The organism is Mesorhizobium sp. P2_A8 (assembly GCF_056404935.1).
Window position 1 is genome coordinate 715,957 of the sequence record NZ_JBFUDB010000001.1, and the last position, 14,558, is coordinate 730,514.

Annotated in this window: 17 protein-coding genes; 7 read left to right on the forward strand and 10 right to left on the reverse strand. The window is 62.2% G+C overall.

Annotated features, from left to right (window positions below):
- Positions 1–210 precede the first annotated feature (210 nt).
- Positions 211–549, forward strand: a complete 339-nt coding sequence (locus tag AC1D10_RS03510; protein ID WP_379094600.1) for a P-II family nitrogen regulator — start codon at positions 211–213, stop codon at positions 547–549.
- Positions 550–580: 31 nt separating this feature from the next.
- The gene (locus AC1D10_RS03515) at positions 581–1,936 is read left to right on the forward strand and encodes an ammonium transporter (protein WP_379094602.1); all 1,356 of its coding nucleotides are present in this window, start codon (positions 581–583) and stop codon (positions 1,934–1,936) included.
- 206 nt (positions 1,937–2,142) lie between these two features.
- On the opposite strand, the gene AC1D10_RS03520 is transcribed toward AC1D10_RS03515, so the two are convergent.
- Positions 2,143–2,514: a hypothetical protein gene (locus AC1D10_RS03520; RefSeq protein ID WP_477268924.1), complete on the reverse strand. Its 372-nt coding sequence runs from the start codon at positions 2,512–2,514 to the stop codon at positions 2,143–2,145.
- Positions 2,515–2,711: 197 nt separating this feature from the next.
- Between AC1D10_RS03520 and AC1D10_RS03525 the strand changes: the two genes are divergently transcribed.
- The 3 genes from AC1D10_RS03525 to AC1D10_RS03535 all read left to right on the forward strand — a co-directional run bounded on the left by AC1D10_RS03525 (position 2,712) and on the right by AC1D10_RS03535 (position 7,190).
- The gene (locus tag AC1D10_RS03525; RefSeq protein WP_477268925.1) at positions 2,712–5,387 is read left to right on the forward strand and encodes a DNA translocase FtsK; all 2,676 of its coding nucleotides are present in this window, start codon (positions 2,712–2,714) and stop codon (positions 5,385–5,387) included.
- Between the two features lie 151 nt (positions 5,388–5,538).
- Positions 5,539–6,219, forward strand: a complete 681-nt coding sequence (locus AC1D10_RS03530; RefSeq protein ID WP_477269826.1) for an outer membrane lipoprotein carrier protein LolA — start codon at positions 5,539–5,541, stop codon at positions 6,217–6,219.
- Positions 6,220–6,383: 164 nt separating this feature from the next.
- A complete protein-coding gene (locus AC1D10_RS03535) occupies positions 6,384–7,190 on the forward strand; it encodes an exodeoxyribonuclease III (protein WP_379094610.1) in 807 nt (268 codons plus the stop codon).
- 100 nt (positions 7,191–7,290) lie between these two features.
- Here AC1D10_RS03535 and AC1D10_RS03540 read toward each other — a convergent pair whose 3' ends face one another.
- From AC1D10_RS03540 to AC1D10_RS03550, 3 genes are all read right to left on the reverse strand, one after another.
- Positions 7,291–8,466 (reverse strand): glycosyltransferase family 9 protein, encoded by a 1,176-nt coding sequence (locus tag AC1D10_RS03540; protein WP_477268926.1) that lies wholly within the window; start codon positions 8,464–8,466, stop codon positions 7,291–7,293.
- A gap of 129 nt (positions 8,467–8,595) precedes the next feature.
- Positions 8,596–9,051 carry a Crp/Fnr family transcriptional regulator gene (locus AC1D10_RS03545; RefSeq protein WP_477268927.1) on the reverse strand — a complete coding sequence of 152 codons (456 nt, stop codon included), beginning with the start codon at positions 9,049–9,051 and terminating at the stop codon, positions 8,596–8,598.
- A gap of 120 nt (positions 9,052–9,171) precedes the next feature.
- Positions 9,172–9,855 (reverse strand): response regulator transcription factor, encoded by a 684-nt coding sequence (locus AC1D10_RS03550; protein ID WP_477268928.1) that lies wholly within the window; start codon positions 9,853–9,855, stop codon positions 9,172–9,174.
- A gap of 144 nt (positions 9,856–9,999) precedes the next feature.
- On the opposite strand from AC1D10_RS03550, the gene AC1D10_RS03555 reads away from it, so the two are divergent.
- Entirely contained in the window at positions 10,000–10,536 is a 537-nt protein-coding gene (locus tag AC1D10_RS03555) for a L,D-transpeptidase family protein (RefSeq protein ID WP_477269828.1), read from the forward strand.
- Between the two features lie 51 nt (positions 10,537–10,587).
- Here the strand turns inward: AC1D10_RS03555 and AC1D10_RS03560 are convergent, their stop codons facing one another.
- Positions 10,588–10,848 carry a hypothetical protein gene (locus AC1D10_RS03560; RefSeq protein ID WP_477268929.1) on the reverse strand — a complete coding sequence of 87 codons (261 nt, stop codon included), beginning with the start codon at positions 10,846–10,848 and terminating at the stop codon, positions 10,588–10,590.
- 129 nt (positions 10,849–10,977) lie between these two features.
- Here AC1D10_RS03560 and gcvA point away from each other — a divergent pair, with 129 nt between their 5' ends.
- Positions 10,978–11,901, forward strand: coding sequence for a transcriptional regulator GcvA (gcvA, locus tag AC1D10_RS03565; protein ID WP_477268930.1), 924 nt, complete (start codon positions 10,978–10,980; stop codon positions 11,899–11,901).
- A 4-nt stretch (positions 11,902–11,905) separates the two neighbouring features.
- On the opposite strand, the gene AC1D10_RS03570 is transcribed toward gcvA, so the two are convergent.
- Genes AC1D10_RS03570 through AC1D10_RS03590 form a run of 5 tightly spaced genes read right to left on the reverse strand, consistent with a single transcriptional unit; the run spans position 11,906 to position 14,546 of the window.
- Complete coding sequence (locus tag AC1D10_RS03570; protein WP_477268931.1) at positions 11,906–12,649, reverse strand: glycosyltransferase family 25 protein; 744 nt, start codon at positions 12,647–12,649, stop codon at positions 11,906–11,908.
- Positions 12,650–12,661: 12 nt separating this feature from the next.
- A complete protein-coding gene (locus tag AC1D10_RS03575) occupies positions 12,662–13,078 on the reverse strand; it encodes a DUF1761 domain-containing protein (RefSeq protein WP_477268932.1) in 417 nt (138 codons plus the stop codon).
- Positions 13,079–13,129: 51 nt separating this feature from the next.
- Complete coding sequence (locus AC1D10_RS03580; RefSeq protein WP_477269830.1) at positions 13,130–13,729, reverse strand: class I SAM-dependent methyltransferase; 600 nt, start codon at positions 13,727–13,729, stop codon at positions 13,130–13,132.
- A gap of 53 nt (positions 13,730–13,782) precedes the next feature.
- A complete protein-coding gene (locus AC1D10_RS03585) occupies positions 13,783–14,208 on the reverse strand; it encodes an EVE domain-containing protein (protein ID WP_256751992.1) in 426 nt (141 codons plus the stop codon).
- 41 nt (positions 14,209–14,249) lie between these two features.
- Complete coding sequence (locus AC1D10_RS03590) at positions 14,250–14,546, reverse strand: YciI-like protein (RefSeq protein ID WP_379094626.1); 297 nt, start codon at positions 14,544–14,546, stop codon at positions 14,250–14,252.
- Positions 14,547–14,558: the final 12 nt, after the last annotated feature.

Here is a 14,558-nt window from a genome sequence, read left to right on the forward strand (position 1 = left end):
GAGAAAATTGCCTAATTTTTAAGCAGTCGCTTTGCCGGCGTTGCGTGCACGTCGCCGAGATAGTCGCTTCAATTCCTTTGTTTACAACAGGTTAACACCCTTCTTCGGCAATTGGCACGGAGCTTGAATCCTCGTGGGCACTCTCCGGCTCTTTGGGATCGGTGAAGTCGTGCAAACGCGGGGGACCGCAACAGCAAAGGGTGAAACCTTATGAAAATCGTGATGGCCATCATCAAGCCGTTCAAGCTCGACGAGGTACGCGAAGCGCTTACCGCCGTCGGCATCCAGGGCCTGACCGTCACCGAAGTCAAAGGCTACGGGCGTCAGAAGGGGCATACGGAAATCTATCGCGGAGCGGAATACGCGGTCAGCTTCCTGCCGAAGATCAAGATCGAAGTCGCGGTCAGTGCGGACCTGGTCGACAAGGCCGTCGAGGCCATCACCGCGGCCGCCAAGACCGGTCAGATCGGCGACGGCAAGATCTTCGTTTTCGGCATCGACCAGGCGGTGCGCATCCGCACCGGCGAAACAGACACCGACGCGCTCTGAGCGGCGAACACGTATTCCAATGGAGAGTTCAATGAATATTCCTTCCACTTTGAAGAAGACGGGACGCGCCGCCCTTTTGGGTTCGCTCGCTCTCGCAGCATTGGGCACGGTCGCCGCCTTCGCGCAGGAAGCGGCTCCGGCCGCGGCGGCGGCTGCACCGGCTGCTGCCCCCACCCCGGTGCTCGACACCGGCAACACCGCCTGGATGCTGACCTCGACGGCCCTCGTGCTGATGATGACCATCCCGGGTCTGGCGCTGTTCTACGGCGGCATGGTGCGCAAGAAGAACGTGCTCGCCACCATCATGCAGAGCTTTGCCATCACCTGCCTGGTGACAGTGCTGTGGTTCATGTTCGGCTATTCGCTGGCCTTCTCCGACGGCGGCGGCATGAATGCCTATCTCGGCGGCACCTCGAAATTCTTCCATCACGGCATCACCACCTCCTCGCTGTGGCTGCCGGGCGTCGCGAACATTCCTGAATTCGTCTTCTCGATGTTCCAGATGACCTTCGCCATCATCACCCCGGCGCTGATTGCCGGCGCCTTCGCCGAACGTTTCAAATTCTCGGCGCTGCTGATCTTCATGGCGCTGTGGCTGCTCGTCGTCTACGTGCCGATCGCGCATTGGGTCTGGGGTGGCGGATTCCTCGGCACGGCCGGCGTGCTCGACTTCGCCGGCGGTACGGTCGTCCATATCAACGCCGGTGTCGCCGGCCTCGTCTGCGCGCTGGTTCTCGGCAAGCGTGAGGGTTACGGCACCACCAACATGGCGCCGCACAACCTCGTTTACTCGGTGATCGGCGCTTCGCTGCTGTGGGTCGGCTGGTTCGGCTTCAACGCCGGTTCGGAACTCGCGGCCGACGGCCTTGCCGGCGCCGCCATGCTCAACACCCAGGTTGCCACCGCGGCTGCGGCGCTGGCCTGGATGTTCGCCGAATGGATCGTCGCCAAGAAGCCCTCCGTGCTCGGCATCATCTCGGGCGCCGTCGCCGGCCTGGTTGCGGTGACGCCGGCCTCGGGTTTCGTCAACCCGACCGGCGCCTTCATCGTCGGCATCGTTGCCGGCGTCGTCTGCTACCTCTCGGCGGTGAAGGTCAAGCACATGTTCGGCTATGACGACTCGCTCGACGCCTTTGGCGTGCACGGCGTCGGCGGTATCATCGGCGCCCTGCTCACCGGCGTGCTGGCCGATCCGGCGATCAACAGCCTGTCGTCGGGTGCTTCGCTCGGCAAGCAGATCTATGGCGTCGCCGTCACCATCGTGTGGACGGCCATTGCCACCTTCGTGATCCTCTACATCGTCAAGGCGCTGGTCGGCCTGCGTCCGACGACCCAGGAAGAGGTCGAAGGCCTCGACATCTCCCAGCATGGCGAAGTTGTGCCGTAAGGCCAGCTTAGCCAACGGGGCCGGCGGAACCCTCCTCCCGCCGGCCCCCTTGTTTCGCAGTTCCGAACGGAAAGCCGCTGCACGTTTTCCTGGAATTGCTTTGAAAAGATCCCGTCGTGACGCTCCCGAAAGGAGTTCACGCATTGAGGCCCGGATCACGTCCGGGCCTCTTTTTTGGTCGCGTAGCCGCGCTGGGAAAGACGTTTCTATCCGCCGGCGCCGTCGTCCATCATGGTGTTTGTCAGCGCCTCATAGGCCCTGCTGCATGTCAGCGAATGAGGGCAATTCCTGACAATCAGCACAGCCGCCACCGTCAGGACCGCCGCGATCAGAATCTGCAGGCCGAGACCCGGCACCGCAAACCCCTTACCGAAAACACCCCTGTACAGAAAATACAGGCCTTGCATCAGGCAGGCCGTGGCGAGGATGTGCAGGAGCGGGCCGGTCGCCCTGGCAAAGGGCGTCACGTAGCCATCCGGGAAGCCCACCATGCCGAGGTCGACAAACCAGTGCAGGGCGAGCAGGAGACTGAGTCCTGCCCAGGCTAGGAGCGCCACGCGAAGGATGACAGATTGCATGCCCCTACCCAAATTGATGGCCCTGCGGCTCGGACCGCTTTCTTCGGCAGCAAGCGGCTCAACCGGCGGTAACGAGGTTTGATCATCTCAACCTCTTATAGTTAATGCGCCCTTAACCTTCCCGCCGATAGTCTGAGACCCGAATCTGCCGGAGTGCGCCACGCACCCGCACGAAGCAATGACAGACGGGGAAGAGCATGCGTTCAGGGGCTTCAGCACCGCTCGCGCTGGCCGATACGGGGCACGGCATCCAGGCGTTCGCGCGGCGCCAGGTCGGGCGGCTGGTCGGTGCCGGACTGTTCGTCCTGGCCGCCTTCGGTGTCGCCAGCCTGGCCACCTGGAACGTCGCCGATCCGAGCTTCTCCCATGCGACGAACAACACCGTCACCAATGCCATGGGCTATGCAGGTGCTGTGTTCTCCGACCTTGCCATGCAGTTCTTCGGCCTGGCCGCCGTCGCGGCACTGGTTCCGACCGTCATCTGGGGCTTCCTGCTGTTTTCCGCGCGCGGCGTCGACCGGCTGCCCAGGCGCGGGCTGTCCTGGTTCGGTTTCGCGCTGCTGGCCGCCGCCATGGCCGGCTGCGTGGTGCCGCCCAAGACCTGGCCGCTGCCCACCGGCCTCGGCGGCGTGTTCGGCGACATGGTGCTGAAAATCCCCGGCGTTGTCATAGGCGGCTATCCGACCGGGCTGTTCGCCAGCATCATCGCCATCTTGCTGGCCGCACCGGCGCTGTGGCTTTTCGCCCACGGTTCGGCGCTGATCGGACGCAAGAACGGCTTCGCCGTGATGGAGGACGAGCCTGCCGCCGATCCGCGCGAGGACGATCTTTTGTTCGACAATGACGAGGATGAAGGCGACGAGGGCATCCTGGCACTCGGCGCGATCACCCACTGGTGGCTGTCGCTGCGCGCCTGGATGCATCGCCGCGCCGCGCGCCGCAGGCAGGAGCGGGACGAGTACGAGCCGGAGATGGAGCAGCGCTCCACTGCCTGGCGGCGCGCCGCCGAACGGGTCGAATCGGCTGAGTTCGCCGAATCGCGCATGAGCCAGGCTGGCCGCGCCCGCGTCGAGCCTGAATTCTTCGCCGCCATGGTCAACGACCGCAACCTTTCCGTCGATCCGGACGATGACGATATCTTCGGCGATCGTTTCGACAATGACGGCGAAGATGCCGATCTCGACGATGAGCCAGTCATGCGACGCCGCGCGGCCCCAACCGCTAGGGTCCAGCAGTTCCGCTCCGATGCCGCCACGCGCGTCGAGGCGCCGGCGCCGCGTCCGGCTCCGGGTGCCCGCGTCCAGCGTGAGGCGCAGACATCGCTGATCGGGTCGGAAAAGTTCGAAATGCCGTCGCTGCATTTCCTGTCCGAACCGAAGAACGTGGTGCGCGACGCCAGCCTGTCCAAGGACGCGCTGGAGCAGAATGCGCGCCTGCTCGAAGGCGTACTGGAGGATTTCGGCGTCAAGGGCGAGATCATCGCCGTCCGTCCCGGTCCGGTCGTCACGCTTTACGAACTCGAACCGGCACCCGGCATCAAATCGTCACGGGTCATCGGCCTGTCCGACGACATCGCCCGCTCGATGAGCGCCATCGCCTGCCGCGTCGCCGTGGTGCCCGGCCGCAACGCCATCGGCATCGAACTGCCGAACGCCAAGCGTGAAACGGTCTATCTCAGGGAGATCCTGGCGAGCCGCGATTTCGAGACGACCAAGGCCAAGCTGGCATTGGCGTTGGGCAAGACCATCAATGGCGAGGCGGTCATCGTGGACATCGCCAAGATGCCGCACGTGCTGGTCGCCGGCACCACCGGCTCGGGCAAGTCGGTCGCCATCAACACCATGATCCTGTCGCTGCTCTACCGGCTGACGCCGCAGGATTGCCGGCTGATCATGATCGATCCGAAGATGCTGGAACTCTCGGTCTATGACGGCATCCCGCATCTGCTCACGCCCGTGGTCACCGATCCGAAGAAGGCGGTGGTGGCGCTGAAATGGACCGTACGCGAGATGGAGGACCGCTACCGCAAGATGTCGAAGGTCGGCGTGCGCAACATCGACGGTTTCAACGCCCGTGTGCAGCAAGCCGACAAGAAGGGCGAGAAGATCTCGCGCACCGTGCAGACCGGTTTCGACCGCCAGACCGGCGAGGCGATCTACGAGACCGAGAACCTCGATCTCGAACCGATGCCCTACATCGTCGTCATCATCGATGAGATGGCCGACCTGATGATGGTCGCCGGCAAGGACATCGAGGGTGCCGTGCAACGCCTGGCGCAGATGGCACGCGCGGCCGGCATCCATGTCATCATGGCGACGCAGCGCCCATCGGTCGATGTCATCACCGGCACCATCAAGGCCAACTTCCCGACCCGCATCTCCTTCCAGGTGACGTCGAAGATCGACAGCCGCACCATTCTGGGCGAGCAGGGCGCCGAACAGCTGCTCGGCATGGGCGACATGCTCTACATGGCCGGCGGTGGCCGTATCCAGCGCGTGCACGGCCCGTTCGTCGCCGATGAAGAGGTCGAGAAGATCGTCGCGCATCTGAAGCTGCAGGGCGTGCCGGAATATCTCGACGCCATCACCGAGGACGACGGCGAGGACGACGACGAGCCGTCGGGCAAGGGCGGTTCCGGCGGCGGTGGCGGCAACAGCAATTTCGAGGATTCCGATGATCCTTACGACCAGGCGGTTTCCGTAGTGCTGCGCGACGGCAAGGCTTCCACCAGCTATATCCAGCGACGGCTCGGCATCGGCTACAACCGCGCCGCCTCGATCATCGAGAAGATGGAGAAGGAAGGTATCGTCGGTCCGGCCAACCACGCCGGCAAGCGCGAGATCCTGGTGCCGACCGAAGACGACAAGTTCTGACCAGAAGGCCCGACCTTTGACATCTCCTGTCTGGCAACCTTGAGGCGTTCAAGGCGTTGAAGCGAATGAGGGGCGGCCGACCCGCCAAACTTCAGCCCAACTGGGGGTCCAAGCACTAGGGCAACTCAGGAATCAGATGAGAGTGAACGACATGAAAAACGATCCTTCAACGCTGAGCGATTTTGCCCCCACGCGGCGCCAGTTGCTGGGCCTAGGGTTGGCGTTTGCAGGGGCGGCAGCCTTCAACGTGATACCAGGCTTCCAGTTGCTGGCTTCGGCGCAGGCCGCCGTGCCGCCTGCCGCACAGAAGATCGCCGACCATTTTTCCTCGGTCAAATCGATGAGCGGCGAATTCGTGCAATTCGGCCCCAAGGGCGAGCAGACCGGCGGCAAGTTCTTCCTCGAACGGCCGGGCAAGATCCGCTTCAATTATGACGGTTCCTCGAATTTCCGGGTGATCTCGGACGGCAAGTCGGTGGTCGTCCTGAACAAGAAGCTGAACACATCGGATCTCTATCCGTTGGCGAAGACACCGCTGAAGCTGCTGCTCGACGACAAGATCGACCTCTCGGGCGACCGTGTTAAAAGCGTCAAGCAGGAGGACGACCTCACCACCATCCAGCTCGCCGACAAATCGGTGTTCGGCAATTCGAAGATCACGATGATGTTCGATCCCAAATCCTACGAGCTGCGCCAGTGGACGATCACCGACGCACAGGGCAAGGACACGACGGTGATGATCTTCAACGTCAAGGAAGGCGTCAGTTTCGCCGCCGATACCTTCGCCATCGACTACACCGCGAATCGCGAAGTCAACACCAAGTCGCGATAGCCTTTCATTGGCTGTGGAAAGTCGCGGGCTGTGCCTTGTCCGGCTCGGCCCGGCTTGTCTTTGCGGCTTGCGGCTGGCAGTTTCCCGGACTGACTCCGTCAAAAGGCGTCTTCCCCGTCAGGGCCCATCGGTTCTGGCTGGCCGTACGCTGCCCTGGATTGCCAATGCCCTTTTCCATCGCCACCTGGAACATCAACTCCGTTCGCCTGCGCATGCCGATCGTCGAACGCCTGCTTGTCGAGCATGCGCCTGATGTGCTCTGCCTGCAGGAAACGAAGGTTCCAGACGAGCTTTTTCCCGAAAAAGCGTTCCGCAAGCTCGGCTACGAGCACATCGCCTTCCACGGCCAGAAGGGCTATCACGGCGTCGCGACGGTGGCGCGGCGACCGATCGAGGTGGTCGAGAAGCGCCGCTTCTGCGAGATCGAGGACAGCCGGCACCTGTCGGTGACGGTGCGGGCCGGCGGCAAGGCGATCCTGTTGCACAATTTCTACGTTCCGGCGGGCGGCGACGAACCGGACCCTGTCATCAACAGGAAGTTCAAGCACAAGCTCGATTTCGTTGCCGAGATGAATGCCATCCGCGCAGAGCATGACGAGGTGTCCGGCTCTGTCTTGGTCGGCGACCTCAACATCGCCCCGCTCGAACACGACGTGTGGTCGCACAAGCAGCTGCTCAACGTGGTCAGCCATACGCCGGTCGAGACGGAAAATTTCGAGGCGATGCGGCTGGCCGGCAACTGGGTCGATCTGATGCGGCTCAACGTGCCGCATGAGCAGAAACTCTATACCTGGTGGAGCTATCGCGCACAGGACTGGGAAGCCTCGGACCGCGGCCGGAGGCTCGACCATGTCTGGTCGTCGCCAAACCTTGTGCCTGATTTTACCGGCTACGAGATCCTGCGCCTGGCGCGCGGCTGGGAGCGCCCGTCGGATCATGTGCCCGTCATCGCGCGGTTCGATCTCGATTAAGCTGGCGTTGATATTCAGGTGATGCCGGCCTGACCTGAATCTCAACACACTTTGAAGCCTTCCTGGGATCGCCGTCAAATCTGCGTCGCGACCAGGCAGTTCAAACGGCGCGTTTCAAGTCTTCGTCTGTGTGCTTGTTGTTGTCCAAAGACTGCTGCGCAGGCAGGCATCCTGCCTTGTCAGCGCCATCCAGCAAATAGGGATGGTCGCGGCGGCGCGTCGACAACATGCGTTCAGCCGCTTCGATGATTTTCGGCGCCGGAACATTGGCGACCAGGCCGGCTGGACTTGCATGGCGTGCCTCAACCACGTCCACGTTGTTTGAAAGTGGCCGCCAACGGCGCATGTTGGCGCCGCCGCTGACGATAACCGTCGGCGTCATCACCGTGGCCATGAGATGTGCCGTACCGCCTTCGGCGCCAATGTAGAGATCGGCAAGTTCTCCAAGCGCCAGCAGAATATCGCTGACGTCGACATCCTCCACCGTGCCGGAATCGACAAGTTGCAACTTCGGCACGCGCTGAACCAGTTCAGCCACGTCGGGGCCATCACCGGGCGTTTTCACATAGATAAGATTTGCCCCGTCGGTGATCATACTGTCGGATATCGCGACAATTTGATCCGCTGTCATTCGTTTGTCGCCATCGCCATGCGCCGCAATGACGATCAATGGACCATGCCTGCCGCCGGCCAGGCGCGTGGCCGCCGCCCGTGCGGCCGGGGTGGGCTCCAGCCGATGATCGAAAGGCAACCGTCTCCCCGCAAGACGCTCGACAAGGCGATGGCAGCGCCATGCATTGTGCTCGGGGCGTGCTTCGGGTTTTCGGCCGGGAGGCCAGGACAGAGCGAAGGCCGGAAAGTTCGCTTCATAGGCGATCCCGCGTCCGAGCAGCGAGGCCCAGGTCTGAATCAGCCAAGGCGCCACGATGCGGAAATCGACAACGGCCACCCGCTCCTTGCCCTTGCGGTGGCTGGCCACCATATGCGCCAGCGGTGTGCGTACATTGATGGCATCGACCAGGTGGTTAACATGGCGATTGAGCACATGTTCGAGGGTCGATGCCCCGGTGGTTCCGTATACGATGAAACTGTCGGGAAATGCCGTTCTGGCGGCCCGCAAAGCCGGGACTCGGATCAATCCATCGCCGAACGCGTCGTTCCGGGAATACAGGATAATCGTCTCGTAGCGAGCTGGCAGCATGCCGCTCCCCCCAAGGAGCTTGGTGGTGGCGGTGCCTGCTATGCCGCCCGCCGTCGAGGTTCTGTAGGATTTCACTCCTTGCCTGTCAACGGAACCTCGTCCCTCAGGTGTTGGCAGGGCGAGATGACCAACACGTCGCGCTTTAGGTCTTGTCTTCAAGCATGTCGTTCTCCCAAAACCGCTAAGCACTTTGGGCGACATGCATCAGCCGGAGAAGCGTGGCGCCAGTTCCTCGATGCGGCGGATCATCGCCTGAAATTCCTCGGAGATGCGCTTGTGCAGGTTGACAGCGATTTCCGGGTATTCTTCCAGAATGCGGCGGAACATCTTGCGGCTGAGCCGTATCACTTCCGAATCGATTTCGGCCGAGGCGCTGGTCAGCCGGTTGGTGTCGGCGATCAATGCCAGTTCGCTCAGGATCGTGCCGGGGCCGGCCGTGCCTATCGGGATGCGTTCGCCATTCTGCTCTCGATAGAGCACAATGCGCCCGCTGACCACGATATAGGCGGAATCGGCCTCGTCGTCCTCGCGGTAAAGCTTGTGGTTGGCAAGCAGCACGGTGTTTTCGGCGCCGAAGGCGAGCAGGCGCAACTGTTCCTGCGTGAAGCCCTCGAAGAGCCTCACGGCGGACAGGATGCGGATGTCGTCATCCAGCGCCATCTAGCTGTGTCCCCGAACGGTCAGTCCAGTCCCTCCTCTGCGGTACGATCCAAAACCCCCTCCAACTGGATCGTACCCCGAAAGCGGCCCCGCCCGATCGCTCATTGGATAATGAAATGTTTAAGGAACCAGCTTGTAGCCGCCGCTTTCTGTCACAAGAATTTCCGCATTGGAAGGATCGCGCTCGATCTTCTGGCGCAGCCGGTAGACATGGGTTTCCAGCGTGTGCGTGGTGACGCCGGAATTGTAGCCCCATACCTCCTCGAGCAGCACGTCGCGCGTCACCACCTTCTGGTCGGCGCGATAGAGATACTTGATGATCGAGGCCTCCTTCTCCGTCAGCCGTACCTTGCCGCCGCGCGGGTCGATCAGCAGTTTCTGGCTCGGCTTGAAGGTGTAAGGCCCGACCGAGAAGGTGGCGTCTTCGCTCTGTTCATGCTGGCGCAGTTGGGCACGGATGCGCGCCAGCAGAACGGCGAAGCGGAACGGCTTCGTCACATAGTCGTTGGCGCCGGCTTCGAGACCAAGGATGGTATCGGAATCGGTGTCGTGCCCGGTCAGCATGATGATGGGCGCCTTGTAGCCGCCCTTGCGCAGGATCTTTACCGCTTCGCGGCCATCCATGTCGGGCAAGCCGACATCCATGATGAGCAGATCGATGAGGCCTCCGCGCGCCGTGGCTACGCCTTTTGCCGCAGTCGCTTCCTGCAGCACGTCGAATTCCTCGTAGAGGGACAATTGCTCGACCAGTGTGCCGCGCAGGTCGTCATCGTCGTCGACGATTAGAATGGTGCGTGAAGTCATGGATCAATCCGTTGTTTTGAAAAGAAAATTCAGTTGACCGCTGCCTGTTTATGCGGAAGCTGACCGACACAACAGCCGATCACAGTGATTTGTTCCGTGGCACGATCATACAAGAAAAAACGCGATCGCAATGCAGCCGGCGCAATTTTGCGAAAAGGGCTGCGCGTGCTGACCGTGCGGGCAAGGCCCGGCAACCCAAGCCAGGGCCTGCTGCAGGCCGGCAGAACGGTGTTTGCCTGTGCCTTGGGACGGGGCGGCATCTCGGCCGACAAGCGCGAAGGCGACGGCGCCACGCCGCTTGGCCACATGCGAATCCTGTCGGGCTATTTCCGGGGAGATCAGTTCTCCAGCGGCCGCAGGACCCGTCTGGCGATGACGCCGATCGGGCCTGATCTGGGCTGGTGCGAAGTGCCTGGCGACCGCAACTATAACAGGCCGGTCACGATTCCCTACGGCGCCAGCCACGAACGCATGCGGCGCGACGACCGGCTCTATGACGCCTGCCTGGTGCTCGACTGGAACCTGGCGCCACGCCGGCGTGGGCGTGGCAGCGCCATCTTCTTCCATCTTGCGCGCCCTGGCTTCACCCCGACGCAAGGGTGCGTGGCGGTGACGGCGCAAACGATGGCACGGCTGCTGCCGTTGTTGTCGGACAGGACCGTGATGAAGGTGGTGCGGTAAGGACTGTTGATATTCAGGTAATGCCTGATTCTCAACAGCCCTTCGAGCGTATCAATGGTTCGGTCGGCGCGGCGGCTGCCAGCCGATGTCGAGCAGGCCCAACCGGCCAAGCTCCCTGTCCATTGCGCGGGCGACGTCACGGCGCTCGGCGCCGATGTCGCGCAACTGGCGATCGGAGAGATCCTCGACGTCCTGGTGGGCGACATCTTGGTGTGCGAGGCGTACGGCGACCCTGGCATGACGAAGCCAGTCAAGCACCGCGCGAAGCCAGACCGGCGAGGGCGCGGGTGGGTTTAAAACGGTGACGGACATGATGTGCTCGGTTTCTCCAGATATCAAATCCGGCTTGATGGTGTTTCGATGAAAACATCATGCTGCATTGAAAATTAAATGAGAAACGAGTAGTTCTTTCGAGATCATCAAGTTTTATTTGAGGATATCATGTCCCGCTTGCTGCCTGGAACCAGAGCGCTGAGGACGCTGGAAGCCGCCGCCCGGCACCTCAACTTCACCCGTGCCGCAGACGAGCTCGGTCTGACGCCGGCCGCGGTCAGCCATCAGATCAAGGAAATCGAGGATCAGCTGGGCATCGTGCTGTTCACCCGCACCAGCCGCACCATTCGGCTGACGGCGGCTGGCACGGTGCTGTTCGAGGCCTCGATCGATGCGCTCGACCTGCTTGGCCGGGCCGTGTCGCGGGCGCGCAAGCTGACGCGCGGCACCGCACTGCTGAAGGTGACGCTCGACGCGCAGTTCGCGTCAAAATGGCTGATGCGGCGCGTCGACGATTTTCGCCGGCGTCAGCCCAATATCGAGCTCAGGTTCGACATCGCCTACGAAGTGCGGGATTTCGACCTCGACGACGTCGATGTCGGCATCCGGTTCGGCGTCGGGAAGTACCCGGGCCTTCGCGCCCATCGCCTGTTCGACAACATCATCATTCCGGTGTGCAGCCCGGGCCTGCTGACCTCCGGTCCGCCGCTGCGCGAGCCCCGCGATCTCTTCAATCACACGCTTGCCCATATCGAATGGGCGCGACAGGGCGTGACATGGCCGAACTGGCGGATGTGGATGGCGGCGGCCGGCATCAACGATTTCGACGACAGCCGGACCATCGTGTTCAGGAACTCCACCGACGCCGTTCAGGCGGCGATCGAGGGCAATGCCGTCGCGCTCGCCGACTTCGCCATGGTGGCAAACGACCTCTCCGAGGGCAGGCTGGTGCAGCCTTTTGAGCTCGGCCTGCGGGTGGGGGCCGAGTTCGCCTATTTCCTCGTCTATCCGGAGAGCAGTGCCGACGACCCGCGCATCGTCGCCTTTCGCGAATGGATTCTCGAGGAGGTCGCCAGGACGCAGACCACTTAACCGTTTACCGGGCTTTGTGGCCGAGGATCATCCGGGTGTATTTTTCCCAGTTCCATTTCAGACGCCTGTAGAGAAGCGGATAGTTTTTCCCGCCAATGGACGTCTGGAACGTTCCGTTGTGGGTTCCTTGTTCGGCAATCGGCCGTTCGAACCACAGCATTTCAATTCCCAGTTCGTCGTCCATCTGTTCGATCTGGTGATCGATCACTTTGGATATCCGGTTCTGGGCGACCCAGGCGCAGCGGGCTTCGGCGACCGGACGCGTGATGAGATAGGAATCGGTGCATCTGCCATGCCGTGCCGGGTAGAGCCTGCGGCCTTTGCGCAATTTCCAGCTCGGCGTGTAGTAGTTGCCGCCATTGCCGAGAGAAATGACGGCCTTGCGTAAGGGATCACCGAATTCGGCCAGCCCTTGCCGGAACTTGGCGTTAAAGTCGCGGGCCAGGAACACGTCGTCCTCGAAAACCAGGCAATAGGGCAGGTCGGTCTCGAGGAAGTCGCGCCAGATGCCGACGTGCTTCAGCGACAGCGAGACGCCTGCCGGGTGGACAAAGCCGGGGGCGATCAATTCATCGCGAATCTCCGGGGTGACGTCCGCCTGGTCCCATTCGGTGTAGAAGTAAACGGGCACTCCGCGCCGCTCGAACTCGCTGACGATGTGCCGGCGCCGGTCCTCGTAGCCCTGTTTGACATGGCAGACCCGGGTGAACACCAGTTCGCGGGGAAATCCGGAATCGTCTGCCAGCATCAAAGCACCGTCTCAGCTTGCTGTCGCACCGAACCAGCCGATCACCGCACCGATGATCAGCAGCACGCCGAGCCAGTGGCCGCCGTCGATGAGGGTCAGGTCCCAGCCGAAATTCTCATAGCGATGGTTGACCGAAAGCGTCGTGGCGACGAAGCCCAGCCAAAGCACGAAACCGAAGACAAGTCCGGCCAGCCATGTCGGCTCGCCGCCGGTCATCGCGCCGACGACCAGGGCCATTGTGTAGGCCATGACCAGTTCGGCAATGAAGCTGATGACGAAGGGCAGCGGCGACTTTTTCATTGTTGCCGGATCAAGCTTGGCGGCCTTCAGCCACGGCTTGCTCAGGCCCATGTACCAGGCGGCGCCGAACAACCATGCCACGACGGCGGCGGCGATCACCGCCAGCCAGTTCACCGCTTCAAAATCCATGAATAGCCCCCTCCGATGCGGATTTGATGGAACGCCTGTTCGGCGATGGCGTCAAGCAAACCGCCAGACGGTGGTGCGCTTGACCAGCGAATCCTCCAGTGCCCTCGTGACCGCCACTTCATAGACCGCTAGTGGTTCCAAGCCTGCCTTCGGCATATACGACCGGCCGGGATCGCCGACGAGGATATCCGCGCCGCGCGCCTTCAGCGTTGCAAACCATGGCATTAGCCGGTCGGCGAAGGATTTGTCGTAGAAAACATCGCCGGCCAGGATCACGTCCCAGCCCGCATCGGTGCCGATGCAATCCGTACCGAGGAATTCGATCCCGACGCCGTTGGCTTGCGCATTGAGACGGATCGCGGTCACGCAGAACGGATCGATGTCAGTGGCGATCACCTCGGCAGCACCTGCCTTGGCGGCGGCGATGGCGACAAGGCCTGAGCCGGAAGCGAAATCAAGCACACGCTTTCCCCGCACCGCGTCGGGATTGTCGATGACATAGCGGGCAAGGCCCTGGCCGCCGGCCCAGGCAAAGGCCCAGAAGGGTGGCGGCAGGCCGATCTCGACCAGCTCGTCCTCGGTCCGCTGCCACAAATCGTGCGCCTCGTCGGCAAGATGAAGCGCAATCTCCGGCACATGCGGCGGCGCCATCAGCGCCGTGTTGTCGAGGATGAATTGTTTCGCGCTGTCCGGCGTCAGCGCCGTCACGGAGCGGGTGTCAAGCCGCCCATGCGGCAGACTTCCTTCCATTCGGCCGGCGTTACCGGCTGCACGGAAAGCCGCCCGAGCCGCACCAGCGCCATTTCGGCAAGCTTCGGATTGGCCTTGACCTGTTCCAGCGTCGGCGGGTTCGGCACATCCTTGAAAGCGCGGATGTCGACGCATTCCCAGCGTGGATCGTCCGATGTGGTGTCGGGATGGGCAAGCGCGCAGACTTCGGCAATGCCAACCACGTTCAGCCCCTCATTGGAATGGTAGAAGAAGCCGAGATCGCCGATCTGCATCGCCTTCATGTTGTTGCGCGCGGCATAGTTGCGCACGCCATCCCATTGCGTGCCGGCCTTGCCCTTCGCCTTCAGCGCCTCGAAGGAGAAGACCGAGGGTTCGGATTTGAACAGCCAGTAGTTCATGCTTTTGCTCCTCCTTGCGCTCGCTCGCCAGCGACCAGGATTTAACTAGCCGCCGGCTTGTTGAACGTCCAGTTCCACTGGCGGATTTCGACGCTTTCGAACAGCCCAGCCTTGGCGTAAGGGTCGGCGGCCGAAAGGGCCTGTGCACCGGCCAAATCCGGCGCCTCGACGACCACGAGGCTGCCATTGGGCTTGCCTTCAGCGTCAAGGAACGGACCGGCGAAAGCCAGTTTCTTGTCGCCATTCAACCCTTCGAGAAAGGCGACATGCTCGGGCCGCGTGTCGAGGCGCACCTGCAGGCTTCCGGGTTTGTCCTTGCAAATCAGCGCAAACAGCATGGTCGTTCTCCT

Bases quoted from the DNA above. Each gene is read 5' to 3' on its own strand.
- AC1D10_RS03575 (WP_477268932.1), bottom strand. From the start codon at position 13,078: ATGGATTTTGAAGCGGTGAACTGGCTGGCGGTGATCGCCGCCGCCGTC.
- AC1D10_RS03560 (WP_477268929.1), bottom strand. From the start codon at position 10,848: ATGTCCGTCACCGTTTTAAACCCACCCGCGCCCTCGCCGGTCTGGCTT.
- AC1D10_RS03590 (WP_379094626.1), bottom strand. From the start codon at position 14,546: ATGCTGTTTGCGCTGATTTGCAAGGACAAACCCGGAAGCCTGCAGGTG.
- AC1D10_RS03545 (WP_477268927.1), bottom strand. From the start codon at position 9,051: ATGGCGCTGGATGACGACATCCGCATCCTGTCCGCCGTGAGGCTCTTC.
- AC1D10_RS03550 (WP_477268928.1), bottom strand. From the start codon at position 9,855: ATGACTTCACGCACCATTCTAATCGTCGACGACGATGACGACCTGCGC.
- AC1D10_RS03585 (WP_256751992.1), bottom strand. From the start codon at position 14,208: ATGAACTACTGGCTGTTCAAATCCGAACCCTCGGTCTTCTCCTTCGAG.
- AC1D10_RS03535 (WP_379094610.1), top strand. From the start codon at position 6,384: ATGCCCTTTTCCATCGCCACCTGGAACATCAACTCCGTTCGCCTGCGC.
- AC1D10_RS03570 (WP_477268931.1), bottom strand. From the start codon at position 12,649: ATGCTGGCAGACGATTCCGGATTTCCCCGCGAACTGGTGTTCACCCGG.
- AC1D10_RS03520 (WP_477268924.1), bottom strand. From the start codon at position 2,514: ATGCAATCTGTCATCCTTCGCGTGGCGCTCCTAGCCTGGGCAGGACTC.
- gcvA (WP_477268930.1), top strand. From the start codon at position 10,978: ATGTCCCGCTTGCTGCCTGGAACCAGAGCGCTGAGGACGCTGGAAGCC.
- AC1D10_RS03510 (WP_379094600.1), top strand. From the start codon at position 211: ATGAAAATCGTGATGGCCATCATCAAGCCGTTCAAGCTCGACGAGGTA.
- AC1D10_RS03515 (WP_379094602.1), top strand. From the start codon at position 581: ATGAATATTCCTTCCACTTTGAAGAAGACGGGACGCGCCGCCCTTTTG.
- AC1D10_RS03525 (WP_477268925.1), top strand. From the start codon at position 2,712: ATGCGTTCAGGGGCTTCAGCACCGCTCGCGCTGGCCGATACGGGGCAC.
- AC1D10_RS03580 (WP_477269830.1), bottom strand. From the start codon at position 13,729: ATGGCGCCGCCGCATGTGCCGGAGATTGCGCTTCATCTTGCCGACGAG.
- AC1D10_RS03530 (WP_477269826.1), top strand. From the start codon at position 5,539: ATGAAAAACGATCCTTCAACGCTGAGCGATTTTGCCCCCACGCGGCGC.